The organism is Corynebacterium sp. NML140438 (assembly GCF_001875725.1).
GTDB lineage: Bacteria > Actinomycetota > Actinomycetes > Mycobacteriales > Mycobacteriaceae > Corynebacterium.
The window spans coordinates 115647-139236 of the sequence record NZ_MLCQ01000019.1; the positions used below are offsets into that span (position 1 = coordinate 115647).

The 23590-nt window shown below is 62.8% G+C and carries 20 protein-coding genes; 11 read left to right on the forward strand and 9 right to left on the reverse strand.

What is annotated here, in order from left to right:
• Positions 1-410: 410 nt before the first annotated feature.
• The 6 genes from BJP08_RS06550 to BJP08_RS06575 are packed head-to-tail and all read left to right on the forward strand — an operon-like array spanning position 411 to position 6944.
• Complete coding sequence (locus BJP08_RS06550) at positions 411-3440, forward strand: Na+/H+ antiporter subunit A (protein WP_071568845.1); 3030 nt, start codon at positions 411-413, stop codon at positions 3438-3440.
• The gene (locus BJP08_RS06555) at positions 3440-3934 is read left to right on the forward strand and encodes a Na(+)/H(+) antiporter subunit C (protein WP_070361859.1); all 495 of its coding nucleotides are present in this window, start codon (positions 3440-3442) and stop codon (positions 3932-3934) included. The genes BJP08_RS06550 and BJP08_RS06555 overlap by 1 nt, the downstream gene beginning before the upstream one ends.
• Complete coding sequence (locus BJP08_RS06560) at positions 3924-5711, forward strand: Na+/H+ antiporter subunit D (RefSeq protein ID WP_071568846.1); 1788 nt, start codon at positions 3924-3926, stop codon at positions 5709-5711. Before BJP08_RS06555 ends, BJP08_RS06560 begins: the two co-directional genes overlap by 11 nt.
• Positions 5708-6229, forward strand: coding sequence for a Na+/H+ antiporter subunit E (locus BJP08_RS06565; protein ID WP_071568847.1), 522 nt, complete (start codon positions 5708-5710; stop codon positions 6227-6229). The genes BJP08_RS06560 and BJP08_RS06565 overlap by 4 nt, the downstream gene beginning before the upstream one ends.
• A 3-nt stretch (positions 6230-6232) precedes the next feature.
• Complete coding sequence (locus BJP08_RS06570) at positions 6233-6508, forward strand: monovalent cation/H+ antiporter complex subunit F (protein WP_070361856.1); 276 nt, start codon at positions 6233-6235, stop codon at positions 6506-6508.
• Between the two features lie 13 nt (positions 6509-6521).
• Complete coding sequence (locus BJP08_RS06575; RefSeq protein ID WP_071568848.1) at positions 6522-6944, forward strand: monovalent cation/H(+) antiporter subunit G; 423 nt, start codon at positions 6522-6524, stop codon at positions 6942-6944.
• A 735-nt stretch (positions 6945-7679) separates the two neighbouring features.
• On the opposite strand, the gene BJP08_RS06580 is transcribed toward BJP08_RS06575, so the two are convergent.
• The 4 genes from BJP08_RS06580 to BJP08_RS06595 all read right to left on the reverse strand — a co-directional run bounded on the left by BJP08_RS06580 (position 7680) and on the right by BJP08_RS06595 (position 10887).
• Positions 7680-8132 carry a Panacea domain-containing protein gene (locus tag BJP08_RS06580; RefSeq protein ID WP_071568849.1) on the reverse strand — a complete coding sequence of 151 codons (453 nt, stop codon included), beginning with the start codon at positions 8130-8132 and terminating at the stop codon, positions 7680-7682.
• Between the two features lie 86 nt (positions 8133-8218).
• Positions 8219-9352, reverse strand: coding sequence for a glutamate--cysteine ligase (locus BJP08_RS06585; protein ID WP_071568850.1), 1134 nt, complete (start codon positions 9350-9352; stop codon positions 8219-8221).
• A 42-nt stretch (positions 9353-9394) separates the two neighbouring features.
• Positions 9395-10105 (reverse strand): LytR C-terminal domain-containing protein, encoded by a 711-nt coding sequence (locus tag BJP08_RS06590; protein WP_143110035.1) that lies wholly within the window; start codon positions 10103-10105, stop codon positions 9395-9397.
• Between the two features lie 566 nt (positions 10106-10671).
• Positions 10672-10887 (reverse strand): DUF3263 domain-containing protein, encoded by a 216-nt coding sequence (locus BJP08_RS06595; RefSeq protein ID WP_070361851.1) that lies wholly within the window; start codon positions 10885-10887, stop codon positions 10672-10674.
• A 16-nt stretch (positions 10888-10903) separates the two neighbouring features.
• Between BJP08_RS06595 and BJP08_RS06600 the strand changes: the two genes are divergently transcribed.
• Genes BJP08_RS06600 through cls form a run of 4 tightly spaced genes read left to right on the forward strand, consistent with a single transcriptional unit; the run spans position 10904 to position 14310 of the window.
• Complete coding sequence (locus BJP08_RS06600; RefSeq protein WP_071567098.1) at positions 10904-11476, forward strand: peptide deformylase; 573 nt, start codon at positions 10904-10906, stop codon at positions 11474-11476.
• An 18-nt stretch (positions 11477-11494) separates the two neighbouring features.
• A complete protein-coding gene (locus BJP08_RS06605) occupies positions 11495-12022 on the forward strand; it encodes a hypothetical protein (RefSeq protein ID WP_071568852.1) in 528 nt (175 codons plus the stop codon).
• A 9-nt stretch (positions 12023-12031) separates the two neighbouring features.
• On the forward strand, positions 12032-12823 hold the full coding sequence (locus tag BJP08_RS06610) for an exodeoxyribonuclease III (RefSeq protein WP_071568853.1): 792 nt from the start codon (positions 12032-12034) through the stop codon (positions 12821-12823).
• A gap of 5 nt (positions 12824-12828) precedes the next feature.
• Complete coding sequence (cls, locus tag BJP08_RS06615; RefSeq protein WP_071568889.1) at positions 12829-14310, forward strand: cardiolipin synthase; 1482 nt, start codon at positions 12829-12831, stop codon at positions 14308-14310.
• A gap of 104 nt (positions 14311-14414) precedes the next feature.
• On the opposite strand, the gene BJP08_RS06620 is transcribed toward cls, so the two are convergent.
• A complete protein-coding gene (locus tag BJP08_RS06620; RefSeq protein ID WP_071568854.1) occupies positions 14415-16871 on the reverse strand; it encodes a hypothetical protein in 2457 nt (818 codons plus the stop codon).
• 3 nt (positions 16872-16874) lie between these two features.
• Positions 16875-20201 (reverse strand): Rib/alpha-like domain-containing protein, encoded by a 3327-nt coding sequence (locus BJP08_RS06625; RefSeq protein WP_143110036.1) that lies wholly within the window; start codon positions 20199-20201, stop codon positions 16875-16877.
• 297 nt (positions 20202-20498) lie between these two features.
• On the opposite strand from BJP08_RS06625, the gene BJP08_RS06630 reads away from it, so the two are divergent.
• A complete protein-coding gene (locus tag BJP08_RS06630) occupies positions 20499-21305 on the forward strand; it encodes a hypothetical protein (RefSeq protein WP_071568856.1) in 807 nt (268 codons plus the stop codon).
• A 102-nt stretch (positions 21306-21407) separates the two neighbouring features.
• Here the strand turns inward: BJP08_RS06630 and BJP08_RS06635 are convergent, their stop codons facing one another.
• From BJP08_RS06635 to BJP08_RS06645, 3 genes are read right to left on the reverse strand one after another with little or no spacing between them, the layout of a single operon-like run.
• The gene (locus BJP08_RS06635; protein ID WP_071568857.1) at positions 21408-22136 is read right to left on the reverse strand and encodes an ABC transporter permease; all 729 of its coding nucleotides are present in this window, start codon (positions 22134-22136) and stop codon (positions 21408-21410) included.
• 2 nt (positions 22137-22138) lie between these two features.
• Positions 22139-23092 carry an ABC transporter ATP-binding protein gene (locus BJP08_RS06640; protein WP_071568858.1) on the reverse strand — a complete coding sequence of 318 codons (954 nt, stop codon included), beginning with the start codon at positions 23090-23092 and terminating at the stop codon, positions 22139-22141.
• Positions 23085-23564, reverse strand: coding sequence for an NUDIX hydrolase (locus tag BJP08_RS06645; RefSeq protein ID WP_071568890.1), 480 nt, complete (start codon positions 23562-23564; stop codon positions 23085-23087). Before BJP08_RS06645 ends, BJP08_RS06640 begins: the two co-directional genes overlap by 8 nt.
• Between the last annotated feature and the right edge of the window lie 26 nt (positions 23565-23590).

Consider the following 23590-nt stretch of genomic DNA (forward strand, 5'->3'; position numbering starts at 1 on the left):
AAGGATCACGTGAAGGCCACGGCGCACGAACCCGTCACCCCGAAAAAGTTCCCGCGATCTGCGTGAACCCGGGAACAATCTTCGTAGACAAACGTCGCGACCTGGGGAAACGAAAGCGACAGTCGACCGGAACCGGCCCCACTCGCAAAATCGTTCCCGGGCGTGGGAACTTTTTCAACGGCATGAGGGAAGGGGCGCGGGCGCACGCGGGGAGCCAGACAGGCAGGACGGCCAGGGCGAAAACCGTTCGCAAAATGTCGGGCCTGTGAGTACAGTGAAAATTTGTTGGTCGCGCCACTGATCATGACGCGCCTTGTTTCTAGTTTCGACGGTGCATGGTGGGCAGCTGCGTTGCTGTGGCGCGCCGAAGCTGAAGAAGCTGATGAAGCTGAACAAGGAGGGCCCGGGTTGTGTTGACGCTACTTGTCGCGCTATTCGTCGCGACGGCGGCGGCGCCGTTGTTGATCCGTACGATCGGTAGGTCGGCGTTTGCGCTGGTTGCGTTGGTGCCGCTGGGTGGGTTCGTGTGGATGGTGTACCTGTTCGCAAAGGGTGCCTTTGTGGATGGTGGGGAGATCGTTGCCCGGATTCCGTGGATGCCGTCGGCGGAGTTGAACCTGGATTTCAGGTTGGACGCCCTGGCGGGCTTGTTTAGTTTGATTATTTTGGGCGTCGGCTCCTTGGTCTTGTTGTACTGCTGGGGCTACTTCGATTCGAATCCGCGCAGGTTGGCCAAGTTTGGCGGGGAGCTGACCATGTTCGCCTCCGTGATGTACGGGTTGGTGATTTCGGACAGTTTCTTGCTGATGTACGTGTTTTGGGAGTTGACGTCGATACTCTCGTACATGCTGGTCAGCTATTACGGTGAGCGGGCGTCGTCGCGTCGGGCGGCGATTCAGGCGCTGATGATTACGACGTTTGGCGGGCTGGCGATGCTCGTCGGTATTAACTTGCTGGGCTACAAGACGGGCATTTGGCGGCTCAGCGAGGTCTCCCAGTTTGCGAATATTGAGAATACGCCTGCGATTTCGACGGCAATTGTGCTGATTATGTTGGGGGCGATGACGAAGTCGGCACAGGCGCCGTGGCATATTTGGTTGCCGGGGGCGATGGCGGCGCCGACGCCAGTGTCGGCGTATTTGCACTCGGCGGCGATGGTGAAGGCCGGGATTTACCTGGTGGCGCGCTTGGCGCCGGATTTGGCGGTGGTGAGTACGTGGCACCTGGTGGTGCTTTCGACGGGCGTGTTCACCATGATTCTGGGTGGCTGGTTGGCGCTGAAGCAGCGTGACTTGAAGCTGATTTTGGCGTACGGCACGGTGTCCCAGCTGGGCTTTATCACGACGGTGATCGGCATTGGGTCGCGTGAGGCGACGATGGCCGGCCTGGCGATCACGTTCGGGCACTCCATGTTCAAGGCCACCCTATTCATGATTGTCGGCGCGATTGACCACACGACGGGCACCCGCGACATCCACGAGCTTTCGGGGTTGGCGAAGCGGGAGCCGTTTGTGGCGTTTTTGGCGGCGGTGTCGGCGGCGTCGATGGCTGGTATTCCGCCGTTCTTCGGTTTTGTGGCGAAGGAGTCGGCGCTGGAGGCGGTGCTCAACGAGGAGATGCTGCACGGCATGCCGGGCTACATGACGCTGGTGGCGATCGTCGCCGGTTCCATCTTGACCATGGCGTATTCGCTGTACTTCTGGTGGTCCGCCTTTGCGACGAAGCCAGCACACAACAACGGCGAGTCGGAGGCGGTGCGCGAGATGCACCCGATCGGCCCGACCTTGTGGATTTCGCCGACGGTGCTAACCACGCTGACGGTGGTGTGCGGCATCTTCCCGGTGCTGCTGTCGACGGCGTTCAACGAGTACCTGGACGTGCGCTTCCCCGGCAGCGAGCAGGAGGAGTTGGCGCTGTGGCACGGGATCACGATCCCGCTGGTGCTGACGGCTGTGATTGTGGGTGGGGGCGTCGTCATGTTCTGGCAGCGTGCGGTGCTGAAGCCGCTGCAGACGGGCAAGCCGGCGCTCGGCGACGGTGACGACCTGTGGGACGCCCTGTTGGCGCAGCTGCGGACGGCGTCGCTGCGGTTGACGGCGTCGACGCAGCGCGGTTCCCTGGTGATCAATCTGGGTGTCATTTTTGCGGTGTTGGCCGTGGTGCCGTTGGCGGCGCTGGTGCTGGGCCGCTCGAACGATATTCGGATGATCGTGTGGGATTCGCCATGGCAGGGCTTGGTGGTGTTCATCATGGTCTGCATGGCAGTCTTTGCGACGGTCCAACGCAACCGCCTGTCCGCCGTGGTGATGGTGGGGCTGACCGGCTACGCCATGGCGACGATCTTCGCTCTGCACGGCGCGCCGGATCTGGCGCTGACGCAGGCGCTGGTGGAGACCATCGTGATGGTGGTGTTCATGCTGATCCTTCGCAAGATGCCGACGGAGGTCGAACCCCGCAACGAGGACAACCGGGCGCGTGCCTGGCTGTCCATCGGCACGGGTGTGTCGGTCGTGGTGGTGGCCATGTTCGCGATGAGTGCGCGCACCGCCGACCCGATCTCGGTGTTCATGCCGGACTTGGCGCACGACATCGGCCACGGCCGCAACACGGTGAACGTGCTGCTTGTGGACCTGCGCGCGGCCGATACGTTCGGCGAGATCATCGTGTTGGTCATCGCGGCGACGGGTGTGGCCAGCTTGATCTTCGGCACTGGCAAGTTCGGACGCGCCTCCCGGCGCCCGACGCTGTCTACTACGAAGGCGCGCTGGTTGGCCAGCGGCGTGGACTCGGAGACGGCGCAGAACCGTTCGCTGATGGTGGACGTCGCAACGCGGATCCTGTTCCCGTCGATGATCCTGCTGTCCCTGTACTTCTTCTTCGGCGGCCACAACGCGCCAGGCGGCGGCTTCGCCGGCGGGCTGGTGGCGGCGCTGGCGTTCACGCTGCGCTACCTCGCGGGCGGGCGCCAGGAAATCGAGGAGGCCCTACCTGTGGACCCGGCGAAGCTGCTGGGCACCGGCATGTTGTTCTCCTTCGCCGCGGCGGTGGTCCCGATGTTGTTCGGCAACCCGCCACTCACGTCCGGCTACACCACGGTCACGCTGCCGCTCATCGGCTCCTTTGACGTCACCTCGGCGCTCGTGTTCGACGCCGGTGTGTACCTCATCGTGGTCGGCCTGACCCTGCACATCCTGACCTCCATGGGCGGCTACCTCGACCAAGAGGAAGACAACCGCAAGCAGTACGCCCGCCAGCGCGCGCGTGAGCTGCAGGAGAAGAATAAACGACGCCGCGCTGAGCAGGCGGCGAAACGGTTGGAGCGAGAGAGCCGTCGAGAAGCGGTCACTGGTGACGGTGACGCGACGGCGGGGCGGGGCCGGGCGTCGACAATTGGGGCGCCGGTGCACACCACCGCGCGTGGCCGCGAAAGGAGCGAGTAATGGAAGCGAACCTGTTCCTGCTCATTGGGTCGGGTGTGCTCGTGGCCACCGGCGTGTACCTGATGCTCGATAGGGCGCTGACCCGCATGATCATGGGTGTGCTGCTGCTCGGCAACGGCGCGAACCTGCTGCTGCTGCAATCCGGCGGACAGGCCGGCTCCCCACCGATCATTGGGCGCATGTCCACCCTGTTCGGCGAGCGCACCGCCGACCCGCTCGCGCAGGCGATGATCCTCACCGCGATTGTCATTTCGATGGCGATGGTCGCGTTCATGCTGGCCCTGGCCTACCGCCAGTACCGCTACCGCACCGACGACATCATCGAGCGCGACGAGGAAGACCGCGCGATCGCCGCCCGCCCGAAGACCCCGGCGGCGGCCCCCGACCACGACGCCTCCGACGACCCAGAGACCGGACGCATGAGCTCCGAAGGCGACGCCTTCGGCCCACGCTCCTTCGAAGACCCCGTCAAGGAGGCCGACGATGACGAATAACCTGTTCGAGTTCGCCCACTGGGCACTGCCCGCCATGCCGATCCTCACCGTCATGCCGCTGCTGCTGCCAGCGCTGGCGGCGGCGCTGATCCTGGTCACCGGGCGCGCCGTCACCCTGCAGCGCACCATCGCGCTGACGACTCTGTTCGCGCTGGCCGTCATCTCGGGTGCGATGATCATCATCGCGGACGTCCACGGCATCCAGACCGTCCAGATGGGCGGCTGGGAAGCACCCATCGGCATCACGCTGGTGGCGGACCGGCTGTCCACCATCATGGTGTTCGTCTCCTCCATCGTGCTGTTCGCCGTCATGTGGTACGGCATCTCCCAAGGGCTTCGCGACGGCGGCGACGACGACCCAGTCGCCGTCTTCCTCCCCGTCTACATGCTGCTATGCATGGGTGTGAACCTGTCCTTCCTCGCCGGCGACCTGTTCAACCTGTACGTCGGCTTCGAAGTCTTCCTCGTGGCCTCATACGTACTGCTCACCCTGGGTGCCTCGCCGGGGCGTGTGCGCGCAGGCATCGGCTACGTGATGGTGTCCATGGCGTCCTCCATGGTGTTCCTCTTCGCGCTGGCGCTGATCTACTCCTCCACCGGCACAGTGAACATGGCGCAGGTCGGCCAGCGCATGGCCGAAGTTCCCGACGGCACCCGCGCCGCCATCTTCGCCACGCTGCTCATCGCGTTCGGTATCAAAGCGGCCGTCTTCCCCCTCGACGCCTGGCTCCCCGACTCCTACCCCACCGCCGCCTCCCTGGTCACCGCGGTGTTCGCCGGGCTGTTGACCAAGGTCGGCGTCTACGCCATCATTCGCGTGCGCACCACCATATTTACCGACGGCTCCCTCGACACCCTCCTCATGTGGGTCGCACTGCTGACCATGGTCATCGGAGTGATGGGAGCGCTCGCGCAGAACGACATCAAGCGTCTCCTCTCCTTCACCCTCGTCAGCCACATCGGCTACATGATCTTCGGCATCGCGCTCGGCACCATCGCCGGGCTGTCCGGCGCCATCTTCTACGCCGTCCACCACATCCTGGTGCAGACCTCCCTCTTCCTGGTCGTCGGCCTCATCGAACGCCAGGCCGGGTCCGCGCAGCTGCGCCGCCTCGGCTCCCTGCTCTACACCGCGCCACTGATCGCGCTGCTCTACTTCATCCCAGCCCTCAACCTGGGCGGCATCCCGCCGTTCTCCGGGTTCCTCGGCAAAGTCATGCTCATCCAAGCCGGCGCAGCCGACGGCTCCTGGCTCGCCTGGGTGCTCATCGCAGGGGCCGTCGTCACCTCCTTATTGACGCTCTACGCTATGATCCTCGTCTGGTCCAAAGGCTTCCTCCGCGACCGCGCCGACGCCCCCGAATCCGTCGCTATGGCCCGGCCCGCCTCCCTCGCCGAACGCCACGACACCATCGCCGTCGACGACCGCGCCGACGTCGGCCGCATCCCCGCCGGCATGCTCCTGTCCACCGCACTACTCGTAGCAACGTCCGTATCCATCACCTTCCTCGCCGGCCCGATCTCCGCCATCACCGATCGCGCCGCCGAATCCTCCAGCGACCAACGCATCTACCAACACGCCGTCCTCTCCGGCGACCCCACCAGCCCAACCCGGGACCTCGACGCCTTCCGCCAACCCACCGACTCCGGCGGCGGCAAAGACGCGCTCGCCCGCAAATCTTCTGCGCGGTCGGATGACGGAGAGGACGTCGTCACGACAGAACGAGTCCCCCTCCCCGCCAGCGCAACCGCCGAACCGACAGGAGCAAACCGATGAACCACCTCCTCACCGGCATCCGAAACCGCTTCCGCGGCGGCTTCGTCCTCTGGCTCGCATTCATGTGGGTCCTCATGCAAGGCGACCTGACCTGGGGTAACGTCGCCGCCGGGCTCGCACTCGGCGTACTGATCGTGCTCGTGCTGCCCCTCCCGGCGATCCCACGCAGCGGCAACAAAATCCACTGGGGCAAACTGCTCCTGTTCGTGCTGCAGTGGTTCGCCGACCTCATCGTCGCCTCCGCCAAAGTCTCCTGGCTCGCGCTGCGGCCCGCCGCCCCACCCAAAAACGCCATCCTTCGTGTGCCCATGCGCGTCTCCGACGACCTGGTCCTCTACCTCGCCACCTGCGCCTACAACCTGCAGCCAGGCGGCAGCGTCTCGGACATCGACATCACCAACCGCGAATGGACCATCCACGTCCTCCACGCCGACAACCAAACCGACATCGACCGCGAAATCGCCAACGTAGCCAAACTGGAGCGCCAAATGATCGACATCTTCGAAAGCAGGCGATAACCCATGAACCCCCAGGTATACAACGCATTCCTCATCGTCGCCGGCATCTTCCTCGCCATCGGCTTCCTCGTGCTGGCCTGGCGAGTCATCGTCGGCCCCGACTCCATGGACCGCGTCCTCGGCAACGACGCCATCACCGCATCACTCCAATGCGTCCTCGCCCTCTACATCTGCTGGACGCTCGACACCACCGTCGTCAACGTCATGATGGTGATCGCGCTCCTCGGCTTCATCGCCTCCCTGTCCGTCGCCCGCTTCCGCAAACGCGACAACTCTTAGGAAGGACCCACCAATGACACTCGCATTCTTCCTCGACGCCGCCTCCCTCATCTTCATCCTCCCCGGCGCCTTCATGGTGTTCTCCGCCGCCATCGGCACCGCCCGATTCCAATCCACCATGGCGCGCATCCACGCCATCACCAAACCCCAAACCACCGGGTTGGTCCTCATGATCATCGGCACCATCATCCGGCTACTGAACCCCTCCGCAGGCGGCCTCGCCGGCACCGGCGAGGCTGTCGGCACCCACGAACTTCACGACATCGGCGTCATCCTCATCCTCCTCATCTTCGCCCTGATGACCAACCCCGTCACCGCCCAGCGCCTCGGCCGCGTCGCCCGACGCGAAGGCCTCTACGGCGGGCCCGACACCCTCAGTCGCAACGACCGCCCCGCCGCCTACCACCCCAAGCGCGTCGACCCCACCAAGAAGTAGGGTCTGCTGCCGCTGCCGCCTCGAGTGACAAAAGACGCAACCCCATTTGACATAGCCATTCATAGTAGCTGGTAGAGAAAGTGCTAGATCTATTCGGGTGCGTCTTTTGTCACTGCCAGCTCAGCTCGCGTTGGGCGCGCACACAAAATCCCAGGTCACGCGAATTTCCGCAGGAATGTCGTGCGCAAGTTCCAGACCCGATACAGACCCACTAGGTATTTCGCTTCTCTACAGGGCAAACAGCGTGGTCGGGGTCGTACCACAATACCCGGAATAGGTCACCGGATCGGAAACCCCATAATCGGGTCTCACCAGATAGGCGGAATCGAAACACGCGCTCCTCCGCAGAGGGCAGCGCTTGGATGCGCTTTTGGGCGTCGACACTTAGGGTCGAAACGTGTTGGTCATGGTTCCGGGGTCGTTTCTTCCGGCCGGACATGACGGTCTCAGCAAGGCACTCTTTCCATGTCTTTCGTGAAATGCTCTCCAAAAATGTCAAGAGCTCTTTCGTCTCTTTGGCCTCCAGCGACCATCGGCACAAGCTCTCACCAGGAGGGATGTCCAATTCAGCGACAGTCCACCGAACAGGCATTTCCCGCCAGGCACTTTGTGTCGCCTCACTGGGCACGCTTTTATCGTCTGCCACCGGCGACAAGTGCGGAACGCGCTTACCCCCGAAGTTGTTTTGCTGACGCGCAAGCTTCTTCCTACTACGCTTTCCCCCACCCACGCGAACTACACCGCAGACGCCGACTGCATCGAACTGTAGAAATCCTGCATGACTTCCTGACTCACTTCATGTGTGGAAGGTGCCCCCACTGCAACGCCTTCGCGGGCTTCCCGCCAGGGCCGCTCGCCATGCGCGAGGTCGCTCAACTGTTGGCCAGTGAGATGCCCATAGGCGTCGAGCACAGTGTCGATCGTCTCCCGCTCATCGTTTGTGAGCCGGTGAGCATCGCCGGGAAACATTGCAGGGGTCGCAGTGAAGTGCCCACGGTGTTGGTTGTATAGTTCGCGGCACACTGGGCCGTTCGCCCAGGCCTCGAAACGGGAGCTAAACAGCGGCTTCTCGTCCCAGACCAAGCTCCAAGCCTGTGCGTAGTAAACAAGTTTTTGCAGCTTCATAGTGCTCAGGCTTTCCCCCTGACGCTCCAAAATGTATCTCGCCACATCATTCACGTTTGCCATGCTGTTCCCCTCTCAACACTTATCGACGCCAACTCTACCCCATCAAGCATCAACCAGCCCCTACTTGCACCAAAAGCCCAAGCAGCCTACTCCCAGGTCATTTCCTGCATCTCGGCGCAGGTGGTGGCGACGACGTCGTGCCAGGAGCCGGTCATCTCGTAGATGCGGCGTTGCCGCTGGTAGCCGGCGCCGCGCTGCATGATTTCGAGGACCAGGTTCAGCTCGCGCTCACACTCAAGTTGCGCAGCCACAGGCTGCAGGGTATCCACCAACGTGACGAGCTCGTCGCGGAGCCAGCGTTCGTCGGTGTCGCGGCTGGTGATCACTAATGCGTCGAGGCCGTAGCGGGCCCCGCGCCACTTGTTTTCGGCGACGTGCCAGGGCTGGAGCGTGGGGAGGGCTTCGTCGGCGTCGAGAAGTTGGTCGTAGTAGACGACCAAGCAGTGAGTGAGCGCGACGACCGCGGCGAGTTCGCGAAGGTTGGAGGTGGCGTCGCTGATGCGGACTTCGATGGTGCCCCATTTGGCGGCGGGGCGGACGTCGAAGTGCATGGAACCGGTGTGGTTGATGACGCCGGAGGTGCGCTGATCGTCCATGAATTGGACCCATTCGGCCCAGCTTTGAAACTGGTACGGCATCCCGGCGGTGGGAAGCTGCTGGTAGAGCATGGTGCGGTTGGAGGCGTACCCCGTGTCGAGCCCGTCCCAGCCCGGACTCGAGGCGGAGATGGCCAGCAGGTGCGGGTAGTGCGTCATCACCGCGTTGATGATTGGCCAGACGCGGTCTTCGTGGCTGATACCGACGTGGCAGTGGATGCCCCACAGCAGCATTTGCTGGCCCCAGTATTGGGTGCGGTTGATCATTTCCTTGTAGGAAATTTTGGGGCTGAGGGTTTGCTCGCGGAAGTCGGAAAATGGGTGGCCGCCGCTGGCCCACAGGTCGAGGTCGCGGGCGTCGGCTTCGGCGCGCACGACGGCCAGGCTCTCCGCCAGCTTATCGACGGCCTCCTTTGTATTCTTACACACCGGCGTAACCAGCTCGACCGTGTTTTGGAGGAATTCCCGCTCGAGGTGGACGTTGGGGTTGGTGGCGGAGATGGCGTCGATAATTTCGGGGGCGCGGGGTACCAGGTCCCGCGTCTCCTTATCAACGACGCAGATCTCCCACTCCACTCCCAGTGTCGGCTCGGGGGAACGGGCGAACTCGCGGTATGGATCCATAGGTAGCCAGTCTAAACGTCACGCGCGAGCCTCGCGGGGGTTTTATTCTCCCGCAAGGACGACAGTGATCGCCTCCGGCTTCTCGACGGCCTCCCTCGGCAAACTCGTATTCGCCGGCACATCCGTCGTCGCCCGAGGCGTACCTCCGATGCGCTGCGCCAACTCTGCAGCGATGGCGTCCGCGCCCGGGGTGTTCGGGTTGAAGAACACGAAGGTTTGCGGGAACGCGCCGTAGGTCTGCTCCGGCATGTTCATGACGGCGGCGTCGTTGGAACGGTTCGCCACGTTGTACTGGGTGGCGAGGTCGCCGGCGGTGCGGTTGGCCAGGTCCGGGACGCCCGAGTTGTTGTAGACGTACACCTGCGCCTGCTCACGTGCCAGGCCGCCCGGGGCGGGGGCTGACTGTTCCTGCTCGGCTGGCTTGGTGGCTGGAGCTGGCTGTTGCTCGGTGGCCTGGGTTTCTTCCGGCTTCGCCTGCTCGGATGGGCTCGCCGGGACGGTGATCGCCGTTGTCGCCTGGGTGGCCTGGGCGGTCGTGGCTTCGGTGGTGCCTGGCGCGGCTGCGTCCTGACCGTCGCCCTTGTTCATGGCGTAGATACCCCACAGCAAAAGAAGGGCTGCGACGGCCAGCAGGATCATCGCGACGCCCCGCTTCGGGAACGCCGCCGCCGGCGCCGCTGCCTCCTCGTAGTCGTCCTCGTCGGCGCGGCGGTGGGCGCCCTGGTACTCGTTCTCAGGATTCACATTAGTCACATGCGCCACTCTAAACGTTTTTACAGACGTTTACATCTTCCCACGCGCACCACATCCCTGGTTTCACACTAGGGTCGACAACCGAATTTGGTACTACTGAGCTTAGCGCAGTGACAAATCACGCAGCTAGAGAAAACTAGCCCATTTCTGACCAGCGGGCATGAATGGCTAGCCCAATAGGAGGTGCGTCTTTTGTCACTCGACCCAGCTGGGGTGACACCAAATTCCCTGCCACAGTCCTTGCGACCTGGGGAAACGCCACGGCGCCATACTGGGAAAACAACGAATGTGGTGCCCCTTGCGGTCGGCGGGGAACTTTTTCAGCCGGGGTGGCCGACGACCTGGGAAAACGGGTGCGTTGGTCGACGAGAACCGGCCTCAAACCCAAAGTAGTTCCCGGGCCGGGGAACTATCTCAACGAGAGGGCGAGACGAACTGGGGAAACGTGTATTGAGGGTCGTCGAAGCCTCCGAAAACGCAAAATGGTTCCCGGGCCGGGGAACTTTTTCAGCCGGGGTGGTCCGCGACCTGGGGAAACGAAACCGTTGGCCAAACGGGCGGCCAGCTCACCGGTCGCGGAGGCGCTGCAGGCGGCGTACGAGTTGGGGGAATTCGGAGAGGGCGGAGGGGTCGTCGAGAAGGAGGTTGAGTTTTTGGTAGTAGCGAACCGGTGTGAGCCCGAGCTGCGTGGTGATGGCTTCTTCTTTGGCGCCGATGGCGCGCGGGGCGTGGGCCTCGAAGGTGAGGATGGCGCGGTCCGAATCTGAAAGCTGCTCAGGCATGCCTATTATGGTAGCCATGACCATTCGACCGATCGTTATTTATGGCGACCCTGTCCTGCACAACCCGACGAAGCCGGTGGAACAGCCGGTCGAGGAGCTGCAGGAACTCATTGCGGACATGCACGAAACCATGGATGCCGCGAACGGCGTGGGCCTGGCTGCGAACCAGATTGGTGTGCCGTTGCGCCTGTTCGTGTACCACTGCCCGGACGGCGACACGATGCGCCGCGGCACCGTGATCAATCCGGTGCTGGAGACGAGCGAGATCCCGAAGACCATGCCTCGCGATGACGGCGAGGACGACGAAGGCTGCCTGTCCGTTCCCGGCGAGGGCTTCCCCACCGGGCGTGCGGACTGGGCGAAGGTCACGGGTTTGGATGAGCACGGCAACGAGATTGAGATTGAGGGCACTGGGTTCTTCGCGCGTTGCCTGCAGCATGAGGTCGGCCACTTGGACGGCTTCGTGTACACGGACGTGCTGACCGGCCGCTATAAGCGGGAGGCGAAGCGCGCGATTAAGGCGAATGGGTGGACGGAGCCGGGCAACACGTGGCTGCCGGGCACGGACGAAGACCCGTTCGGACACTAAGGCACCAAAAGACGCAAGATGTTTCGCCAGGAAGCGCCCGCTGTTGGGGGCCGGGTGACGGTCCGCTACCGCACGGAGTCCGGGGTCAATGAGGCGCTCGGGGAGGTCGTGGGCCTGGACCCGTTGCGGGTGCGCCGCCGCGATGGGCGCGAGGTGACCATCACGGAGCCGGTGGCGGTGCGTTCGTTGGCGCCGAGAACGGTTCGGAATTCGGAGATTCGTCGAAAAGAGGTGGAGCTCGCGGAGGCGAACCCGGCGCCGGTGCAGGAGTGGGTTGAGGGGTGGCTGGCCCGTGCGGGCGCCGCTGACCCGCGGGAGAATACGGCGGTGCCGTTGGGCCCGTCGGCAGCACTCGCGCCGCTGCCACTCACCGAGCTCAAGGAGTTTTACGACGCCCACTCGCTGCCCGTGCGCCTGTTGGTGCCGGAGCGCATCGGTAAGGCGGCGGAGAAGCACGCGGCGCGACATCCGGACATGTGGGAGGTCGGCCCGGAGGAGATCGTGGGCGATGACCACCATCGGCGGCGTGTCCTGCGTCTGCGCTAGGGTATTGGCATGCGCATCGCCACTTGGAACGTGAATTCTGTACGTACGCGGGCGGAGCGGATCGCCGCTTTCCTCGACCGCAACGACGTTGATGTGTTGGCCATGCAGGAAACGAAGACGAAGGACGCCACCTTCCCCTACTCCACGTTTGAGGCGGCGGGCTACGACGTCGCGCACGTGGGCTACAACCAGTGGAACGGCGTGGCTATCGCGTCGCGGGTGGGTCTGGAGAACGTGCGCACGCACTTTGAGCGCCAGCCCGCCTTTGCGAAGAAGGGCGAGCCGGTTGTGGAGGCCCGGGCGGTCGGGGCGAGCTGTGGGGGCGTCGATATCTGGAGTTTGTACGTGCCGAACGGTCGCGCAATCGGCGACCCGCACTACAACTACAAGCTGGAGTTCCTCTACTCCCTGCGCGAGACCGTGGACCCGCAGGCGTTGCAGCTGTTCACCGGCGATTTCAACATCGCGCCGCGCGATGAGGACGTGTGGGACATCGCCTGGTTCGAGGGCAAAACGCACGTCACGGAGCCGGAGCGCGCAGCGTTCCAGATGCTGCTGGAGGCCGGTCTGGAGGAGATCCGACACGCGGACCCGTACTCGTTCTGGGACTACAAGTCCATGCGCTTCCCGAAGAACGAAGGCATGCTCATCGACTTCCACTTAGCGACGCCCCCTCTCGCCCACCGCCTGCAGCAGGCCTGGGTGGACGTGACGGAACGCGACGGCAAGGGCGCATCGGATCATGCGCCCGTCATCGCTGATTACGACACCACCGACATCGCACTCGACCAGGTACGGTAGCCATGTTGTCCCTGTTCAGTGGCCTCTCCCTGTGGCAGCTCATCGCCATGGGCATCGACTACGCCATCAAGTTCGTCATGATCGGCGTGGTGCCGTCGAACCGCAAGCCGTCGAGCGCGAACGCTTGGCTGCTGCTCATTCTGTTGCTCCCATTTGTGGGCCTGCCGTTGTACTTGCTGATGGGGTCCAAGTACGTCTCGCAGCGGCGCCACCGCATCCAGAAGGAAGCGCGCACCGTCCTCAACGACGTCTACTCCGACATCCCCGACATCCCCGCCACCGAGGAAACGGTGCCGGAGGTGACCTCGATGATCACGCTGAACCGCACCCTGACCGGCTTCCCCGCCGTACACGGCAGCGCGGTCGCCATGTGGGCGGATTACGAAAAGACGATGGTGCGGATCGCGGAGCTCGTCGATAAGGCGGAAGACTACGTCGACATCGAGATCTACGCGGTGGCCTGGGACAACACTACCGCCGTCGTCTTCGAAGCCCTCGAGCGCGCTGTGGCCCGAGGCGTCCACGTCCGCCTCCTGTTCGACCACATCGGCTCCATGAAATACCCCGGCTTCCGAGCGCTGAAACGCCGACTGACCGACGCCGGCGTCCACTGGCACCTCATGCTTCCGCTGAGCCTGCTTAGGGGCCGATTCCGCCGCCCCGACCTGCGCAACCACCGCAAACTCATCATTATCGACGGCCACACCGCCATGATGGGCTCCATGAACCTCATCGACCGCACCTACCTCACCCGCCAACACCGCGCCGCCGGACGCCAATGGGTCGACGCCTTCGTGGAGCTCCAAGGGCCCATCGTCACTTCCATCGAGGCGCTCTTCGCCGTGGACTGGTACTCCGAATCCGGCGAACCCATCGAGCTCACCGCCCCCTTGGACCTCGGCGCCGCCGCAAACGCGAACCTGGTCCAGCTCATCCCCTCGGGACCGGGCTACCAGGCCGAACCGAACCTGCGGATGTTTAACACCCTCATCCACCACGCCAAAGAACACCTCGTGCTCTGCTCCCCCTACTTCGTCCCCGAGGACTCACTGCTCGCGGCCATCACGACCGCCTGCTACCGCGGCGTCCGCGTGGACCTGCTCGTCGGTGAAAAGGCGGACCAGTTCATGGTGCAGCACGCCCAATCCTCGTACTACCAACAACTTCTCGAAGCCGGCGTGCGCATCTGGGAGTTCCCAGCCCCCTACGTCCTGCACACCAAGTTCCTGCTCGTCGACCCCGCATCACAGGAGCCCGGCGCCGCCGTCGGCGTCCTCGGGTCCTCCAACATGGATATTCGTAGTTTCTCACTCAACTACGAAAGCTCACTCTTAATTTGCGACGGCCCCCTCCTCCGCAACCTCAACCAACTCGCAGACACGTACCTGTCGGTGACGCGGGAGCTCACGCTGGAGCGCTGGAACACGCGGCCGTGGTACCGCCGCTACATCGACAACGTGATGAAGCTGACCTCGGCGCTGCAATAGTTCACTGGCAGTGACAAAGGACGCAATCCCCATCTGAAAACCCGGCAAAAGCCCAGGTCGCGCAAAATCGACTGCGTCTTTTGTCACTCGAACCTTCCGGCGCCCTACATGTTCGCCATCACGGCGGCAGCCGCGCCGCCTAGACCAATGAGGCCGAGCAGCACGCCGACGACAATCAGGATCGTGTTGCGGGTCTTCTCGTCGAGGCCCTTGTCGCCAGTGACTTTGGGGTCCTGCGTGGTTGGGGCCGCCGGTGCCGAGGTAGTTGTCGGCGCTGGTGCCTTGGAGGTCGGCGAGGGAGCTGGGGAAGTCGACGGGCGGGTGGGCTTCTTCAGTTCCTTGGTGTCGGCGACGTCGCGACGGTTGGCGTCCTGGTAGTTGCCGAGCTTACCTTGGGAGAGCAGCGCCGATGCGCGCTGCCCCAACACGGAGTCACCGAGCTGGTTGCTGACTTGGCGGAGTTCTTCTTCGGTGTAGTCGAGGAGGCTGATGTCGAAGAGTTCGCTGAAGACGACTTCGCCGGACTCGTTTTCGATCTGGATGAAGACCGGCACGTAGGAGCCGTAGAGGCGTTGGGTGTCCAGGATTGGGATCTGGATTTCCTTGCGGGACTGCGGCCCGGCTTCCTTGGCGTCGCCGATGCCCTTGACCTTCACTTTTTGGACGGGGGCGAGACGGGAGAGATCTTTGCCGTAGAAGGTTCGTACGGTGAATTCGTGGTCGTTGTATCCACGGTTGCCGATGGTGCCGACCACCTTATTGTCGGTGCGCACGGTGGCGATGCTGTTGACGTCGGCCATGTAGAAGTCGGCTTTGCCGTCGTTTTTGTGCGCGGCGGCGGCGTCGAGTTCGCGGGCATCGCGTTCGATGTCGTGCTTTTGCTCGGTGTCCTTGTCCTCGTTGTTGTCGGGGTCGACGGGTTTGACGGAGACGTCGCCGATGCCGCCGGCTTTGACGTTGAGGTTGTCCCATTCGGATGGGACGGTCCATTCACCGACGTAGCAGTCAGGGTCACCTGCACAGCCTGGGTGTGGCTCCTTTTGGACGCCGCTCATTTCCTTATCGGTGTAGCTGAAAGTAACGAACTGGTAGGCGTAGTTCATTGGGCTTGGTCGGCCGTCGAGCCAGTCGCCGTACTTGGTCCATTCGTAAACGGATTGACGTTTGCCGTCGACCCACAGCATGCCGTTGTGGTTGAGGCCAAGGTTATGGCCGAGTTCGTGCATGATGGTGTTGCGCACTTTATCTTCGGCACCCATGCGCGCGTTTTTGGACACGTAGAAGCTGGTGCCGCCGATGAGGGCGCGGCCGGTAGCGTAGTTGACGGAGCCGTTGGCGGAAGGGGCGTCCATAAGGTCGCCGATGACGCCGGAGCGGAAAATACCTTCGCGCTCTTTGAGCAGCTCAACTGACGACGTGATCAGCTCCGACCCGGACGTTTCGGGCGAGTTGAAGTAGTGGTCCTTGTAGTCCAGTACTGGGCCGCCGCGGTATTCGTCGTCGCGGGCGTCGAAGTTCTTGGAGTAGCCTTTGCCTGCGTCGATGTGCAGGTTGTAGCCGTGCTCGGCGAACTTTTTCACCATTTGGTCGAGGATGAGCCCTGATGGGCGGTACACGTTGGTGTTCATCTTCGAGCAGGCGTCGTAGCGGGCGAAGCCTTCGGGGTCTACGGCGAAGCGGGCTGCTTCTTGGCAGCCTTTGGTTTCCCATTCGGACTTCATCCAGTTCATCTGGAGGAAGATGTCCTTCTTGTTGGGGTCGGCGCCCCAGCGGTGCAACGGCATATCGACGCCGTTCACATTCGCACCCTGCATTTCCCAGATGTCGAGCAGGCCGTCGCCGTCCGAGTCCAAGGCGGCGAACTGGGTGGTGACCTTGAGATTCATTTCGGCGGTCAGTGTCGCACCAAGCTCAACGTTCTGGAGCCAGGTACCGCTGAGAACCTCACCACGCCCGGGGAGCGAAAGTGTTTCAGAGGCGTCCCACGCCGGGAGCTGGCCCGGTTCCTGGGCGGCGGCGAGCGCGGTCGCACCAGGGAAGGTGGCGTCCACGATGTAGGTGGACTTGTCCTCGCCGCGTAGACCGTCCCCGAACTGCGCGGCGCTCATGGTGCCCTTCAGCGGCTTGGCGTAGTTGTACATGCGGATCGCGAGCTCGCGGGCCTCATCGGCGTTGTTGGTCAGCTCGGTAACAACGTGGATTTCGTCGCCCTTGACCGTGAAGGTGCGCTTCATGGTGACCTTGCGCTGCGGGTCGGTGTGCTCGAGGACAGTCACGCCGTCCTCGGGGGACGTCTCAGTCGTGTTCTTCGCGATCGGGGCCACCACTCGGCCGCCGGCCCAACCGATCACACCAAGCTGGCTCTCCAGCTTGCCCGCGATGGATTTCGGGTTCAGGTAGGTCAGTGTTGCCTCGTGGTAGCTCTTCCGGATGTGGACTTGGGTGAAGCTGGCGTCGCCAAGCGAGGTGGTTGGGGACGCTACGGCGGGCACCGCCGTCACTGCGCTCAGCCCGAGCGCGAGCGTCACAGCGCCTGCAATTGCCTTGTTGTGGAAACGCACCCTTTACCTCCTCAAGCCCAGGTCACGCATGAACTTATGGACATTCGATTGAATAACTGGAAATTCTTGTAAAGCGAGCAACGCGCCACCTACCAAGAACCCAAGCGAACCGAGTATGACGATAACCCACCCGGCCGCCGAAGTCCTAGTCTCAGGGGTAGGTGCCGGCGCCGGTTTCGGTGCCGGGGTGCTCGGGGCTGGTGTCGGTGTGGACGTCGGGGCCTCGGTCGTCGGTGGCGCCGGGGTGTGCCGCGGCGCACGCACAACGGCAGGCACCTTCACCGTGCGCTGCGAGCCGTCCTTGAACGTCACCACAACAGGCACCTCAATCCTCGACTTCGGCTGCACCGAAGCATCCGGCAACACCTGCAACGTCCCCGAATACTTGTCGACGTGCACCTGCCACCCCTTGGGGGCGAAGCTGGCGTCGACACCAAACGTGGTCTCAGGGGGAAGCTTCTGGCCCTGCGGCGTGGAGGCGAGCTCGCCGGCCATGACGTAGATGTCGCTCCAACGGGGGCGCTCGTCGTCGGCCGTGGCCTTCTTGCGCAGTTCCGCGGTGATGACCTCGTCGGAGCCGTCGGGGTACTTCACACGCACACGCACGTTGTAGGTGGCGCCGCCCGGCGCGTCCTTCGGCAGCACCGCTGTAATGCGGCCCGTCTTCGTATCGACGCTCACATCCACCCCAGCGTTCTCCTCAATCGAGAACGTCGTGTTTGGTGGCACCGGGGTCAGCATCTCGTAGGACGTGCGGGAACCACCGATGAGTGTTTCGGGCACATATTTCGGCTCGTACACGTCAACGTCCGGATTGCTGTGCTTCACGCCGACGTGGAACGGCACGTCGGTGGAGCTTCCGTCCGGGTAGGACACCGTCACCACGGCGTCCAGCGGCCGTGCACCGTTCTGGGGCGCGCGCACCACCAAGTTGCCGGTATCGCGGTTGACGGTCACGTTCCAGCCCGCAAGGTTTTGGTTCTTCTTCTTGTCTTCGAAAAACAGGAAGTCGGTACCTTCAGGCACATTGCCGACGTCCGTCCGGTGCAGCACAATCGGCGTCCCCGGCAGCACTTCGCGGCCGGTCTCGTAGGTGTGGTTGTAGCGCCCTGCAATCTTGCGGTCAAGAATGTTGAAGTACACCGGGACGTACTGGGTGGACTTATCAGCCCCAAACGTCGCCTTCACCATGACACGTACGACGTCCCCGGCCTTCAGGTTGTCGCCAGTAGCACTGAACGTGACCATGCCTGGCTGTTCGCCGTCCTTAGCCGTTCCCGCCTGCTCCACGACGCTCGCGTTCTCACCCTCGTGAATAGCAAACGATACTTGCGCATCTTCCGGGACCGGCTGGTTGTAGAACTCCGCGGTGCCCTGCGTCACCGTTGCGAGCGGGATGTGGCTGCGCGCCGACTCACCCAAACGCACGAAAACATCCGGATACTGCAGCTTGTACTCCTCGGCGTACGGCGTCGGATCGAGCACGTTGACCCTGATCACTCGCCGCTTCCCCGTCGACAGGGTGACCCAGTAGGTGCGTGTCCCCTTCGTAGCGCTCTCGGAGCGCGGAGGGTTCAGAAACACCTCACCATCCGGGCCGATCTTCATCCACTCAGGGACGGCGTCCTCCACGGAGGCGATCGTCACGCCGTCTTCGACGTCCTCTTTGGTCATCACGTTCGTCTCAAACGATGACCCTGCCCGCACGCTGATCGGCGTCCAGTCCTCCGTGAAATCCGATTCCACGTGGAGCGTTGCCACGTCGCCGTAGAGCGGATCCTTCACCGTGATCTCGAACTTGTGGTTCCGCTTGTCACTGCTACCAACAACCCGAACGTTGCCATCCGGTGTCAGCGACACCTGGTAATCCCCTTCGAAGACAAACTTCGTGTCCGGGTCGAGCGGCTCGGACGGCACAAACTCATACGCCTCGCCAGGCTTCACGCTCTTCGACGTCACCGAGAACCTCGGCTTCTCGTGAGGCTTACTACCCGGCGAAAATGGGTTCGTCCCAAATCGCAACTCGTCCGCGTTGCTGACGCCGTCCTCATCAAAATCGGCAGAGGCGATAGCAAACGCACGCCCGTCCATGCCCACAATCCCGATGAAGAATTCCACCACGTCAGTCGAATTGTCGTCGTAATCAACTTCCACACGCTGCGACGTGATGAACGTATCCTGGAACCACTTCGCCGCCTTCTCAAACTCCGGCTTCGAGTTCCCAAACTCGCGATCATAGGCCTCAGCGAACGTGTCCAGGCCCTTCGCTTTCACTACAAACCGGTTTGCATCCGACACATCAATGAAGGCGTGCTCCACCGCCGCGCCCGGCTTGCCCGTATACCGAATCGTGCTCCCGCTGACCGCAGTGCCACCAAACGGCTTCCCCGTCCGGTACTCCTCGCCCGGCTTCAGCCGGATCAGCAGCTCACCTGGGTACGGGTCGTACTTGTCCGCCTTGTACGACACCGTTGGCTTTGCGCTCGTCGAGGTCGGGACTGCCGGCGGCTTCGGCTGCTCGCTGCTCACCGTAGGAGCGGGAGCCTGTGTCGGCGATGGCGCCGGGGACGGTGCTGGTGTTGGCGTCGTGGTCTGCGGAAGCTTCGGCAACGGCTTCTTCGCTTTGCCCTTATCCCTGGCGTCGAACGGGTTCGCCCCCGACCTCGCCTCCTCGCCGTTCGTCACACCGTCGCCATCAAAATCCCCACCCAGATCATTGGCGAGGCGGCCGTCGAGACCCACCAACCTTAGCGGCAACACCGCATTTTTCTGCACCGAGCCGTCCTTAAACCCGATGCTGTACGTCAGTTCATGGACCTTCGACTGCGCATCCAAAAACTTTTGAGGATTGAACTTATAAATCGAATCCTCCCCCGACAACACCGCATCCTCATAGAAGGTGGAGATAAACCCAATCTCCGGTGCCCTCACACTCACCTGATGGCGCTCACCCTCCCTCTTCTTTTCGCCGCCACCAACAAAATTATTATGCGACGGGTACCACCAACGCCCATTAAACGTAATCGCGTTAGGAAGCTCGCGGATTTCAGCAACCGTCGACAGGTCCCCCGACTCCAACTCACTGCGGGAAACCTTCCCCGGCTGCACCCTCAGTTCCTTGTACTTGAGCGGATTCGTCGACGCAATACCCGCTTCCTCAGCATGCGCCTCCGACGACAAGCCCACCGAGCCCCCCACCCCCGCGACCTGCACCAACGGCGCCACAAGCAACGCCGCCGTAGCGACAACAACGCCCCTCCGCAACCGAGCCCGCGCACACGAACCCGCCCGACGAGCCTCACCTGCCGCCCAGCCGCACTTTTCCGCCACAACGCATCCTTTCTGCAGCAAAAGCCAATCTCACTCCCAGAGTAGTCGCCATCAACTGTTTTGCATAAACCTTCGGAACGTTCTGCTCATTTTCTTATGTGACGGGTGTGGCTAGTGGGGTGAAAAAGTTCCCCACCAAACTCTGCGAGTGACAAAGGACGCACCTTCAAAAATGGCCACCTCCATACCCCCAGGTCACAAGAGTACTAGCCCTTCAAGGTTGCGTCCTTTGTCACTAGCTCTCAAGAATTTGAGCAAACCAGGAAACCAAAAGCTTTCCCAACACGTCTAACCGCTATGGATTACAGATCAACACCACAGCCACACACACTCCAGCAAATCCTCGACTATGCAGAGCAGTGGCCCCACCACATCGCGAGCGGCTACTCTGCACTCGCGCTTTACCGGCTGCCCTACCTCACAGACACGGCCCCCATCACTTTCATCGCCCCCACCAGTAGGAATCGCGCTCCCACCCCCACAACGCCCGGGCTCAAACGCAGAGGAGCCGCAGGAATCGCGCTCACAACAGTGCACCACTTCGGGCAGACCATCTACGCTGCGGCTCCCGCGCACGCTACAGTTCAGGCACTCCAAATGCTGAAGAACGGTGAGCATTCACCCGCCGTCACCACGCCCGAGGGGTTCGCCCCTCTCCTTGCACAAGCAGTGCAGCTAGTGGATTGCGTTCGCAGGCACCTCAACGTTTCGACATCATCCCTGCGCCAAGCCGCACAATGGCGAGTGGAAAAGCGGTGGCTCAACAGGATAATTCGCCTGTCTAGCAAGCTCGCCGACTCTCCTCGCGAGACTGAGCTACGCCTACTGCTCCACACAATGACCAAGAGGCGTCGGCTGAAGCTGAGTGAGCAAGTTCCGGTATATAGAGGTCGCCGCCTCGTGACGACGTGCGACTTCGCCATCGAACCGCTCAAAATCGGGATCATGTACGACGGCCAGCATCATTGGGAGTATGACCAACGCCAGAAGGATGCACGGATCAACTTGGATCTGGCGTTGGAGGGCTGGACCGTGGTCAGGTTTGCCGCCGCTACGTTCCATGAGGTGGTGCCGCGGATGGAAGAATTACTTGACCAGATGTAAGCAGTGACAAAAGACGCAACCTTATAAACATAGCCCTTTTCTGACCAGCTGGAATAAAGGTATACTTTTACAAGATTGCGTCTTTTGTCACTGGCAGCGAAACTAGGCGTCCCGCGCCTCGGTCAGGATGACGCCGATGACCCACAGCGCCACGGCCCAGACGGCGAAGATGCCGAGGGAGGCGCCCAGTTCCCAGTGTTGGGTGGGTTGGTTCATCATGAAGGCGATGAGGTTGTTGAAGGGCAGAAACTTGGCTACGTCTTGGCCGTATTTGGGGATGAAGCCGACGATGGTTTCCAGGAGGAGCATCATGGACAGGCCGATGACGATGGCGGCGGAGGTGTTGCGGACGATCCAGCCGACCCCCTGAGTGAACAGGGTAAGCAGGGCCATGCCGAGCGGTACTGCCCACAGGGCTCGCTGGGTGGCTGAGTTGGTGGTCCATCCGGCGGGGATGGCGGTGGTGAGGTCGGCGAGGACGAACGCGACAACTACGGCCACCAAGGTCCCGATCATCACCCCGACCACGCCGACGCACAGTTTCGCCAGGGCGACTTGCCAGCGTTGCGGTGTGAGTCGGAAGTTGGTGGCGGGGATGCCGAATCGGTATTCGGTGGTGACGGTCATGGCGGCCTGCACGATGACGACGATCCCGATGGTCATGGAGACGGTCGAGACGACGGTCAGGGGTGCGTAGGGCATGCCGGAGGAGTTGGCGAGCCAGCCGAAGAGTGCGCCGTAGATGCCGGCGACGATGGTCATGGCGGCGCTGGTCCACCAGAAGGAGCGGGTGCTGCGGAGTTTGGTCCACTCGGAAAGTATGAGGTTCATGGTTACTTGCCCTCCTGCACTGAGTGTTCGAAGCGGGATGCGAACTGTTCGGTGCCTTCGGTGGATTGGATGTAGGCGTCCTCGAGGGATGCGTGGTGTTCGCTGAGTTCGGTGAGGATGACGCCGGCTTCGAAGGCGATGCGCCCGATGGTTTCGGGGGTGGCGTCGTTGATGGTGAGGTTGGGTCGGCCGTCGGTGTCGGTGCCTGGGCGGATGGTGGCGCCCGGCGCGCCTGCTTCTACGGCCGCCCGCAACGCCCCTAGCCCGTCCCCCAAAGCGCGCACTACGACGCTGGAGCCAGAGTGGGCTTTGATGAAGTCGTGGACGGAGGTGTCGGCGACGAGTTTGCCTTTGCCGATCACGATGAGGTGGTCGGCGGTCTGTGCCATTTCGGCCAGCAGGTGGGAGGACACCAGGATGGTGCGGCCTTCCTGCGCGAGCGCGCGCAGGAGGGAGCGGACCCAGCGGATGCCTTCGGGGTCGAGGCCGTTGACGGGTTCGTCGAGGATGAGGTATTCGGGGTCGCCGAGCAGCGCGGCGGCGATGCCGAGGCGTTGCCCCATGCCGAGGGAGAACCCGCCGACCTTCTTGCCGGCGACGTCGGTGAGGCCGACGAGGGAGAGGACTTCGTCGACGCGGGAGGCGGGGATGCCGGAGGCCTGTGCCTGCCACAGCAGCGACACGCGGGCGGAGCGGTTGGGGTGGACTCCTTTGGCGTCGAGGAGGGCGCCGACTTTTCGGGCGGGCTGTTTGAGGTTGCGGTAGCTGGTGCCGTCGATAAGGCAGCTGCCTGACGTGGGCTTATCCAGGCCGACGATCATGCGCATGGTGGTGGATTTGCCGGCGCCGTTGGGGCCGAGGAATCCGGTGACAACTCCCGGTTTGACGCGGAAGCTGATGTCGTCGACGGCGCGGACGGGGCCGTAGGCCTTCGACAGGTTTTGGACTTCAATCATGCGAAACAGTATGCCTGAGAATGTTTGGCAGTGCGGCACGCAGCCCCGGGTGCAGGGGGAGTTCTTCGAGTTTTTTCAGGGGAACCCAACGCAGTTCGACGCTTTCTTCGTTGGCGGTGGTCTCCAGTGGCTCGCCGGAGCGCACGCGGGCGAGGACGGTGGTGTAGGTCCAGCCGCTGGGTGCGGGGCCGGACGTCACTAATTCCTTTTCGACGTCCACTTCGCCCCCATCGATGCCGCATTCTTCTGCTGTTTCCCTGAGTGCTGCTTGGGAGGCTGTTTCGTGTGAGTCGCGGGCGCCGCCGGGGATGCCCCATGTGTCGCCTTGGGCGGTCCAGGGGGCGCGGTGTTGCATGAGCACGACGGTCTCGCCGTTGTGTGTGGCCTGCAGGAAGAGTCCTGCGGCGCCGTGTTTGCCCCACATTTTTTGTCCGTTGGGGCCTTCGACCCATCCGTTGCCGTCTCCTTGCATGTGTTCCACTGTAGGTCGTTTCCTAG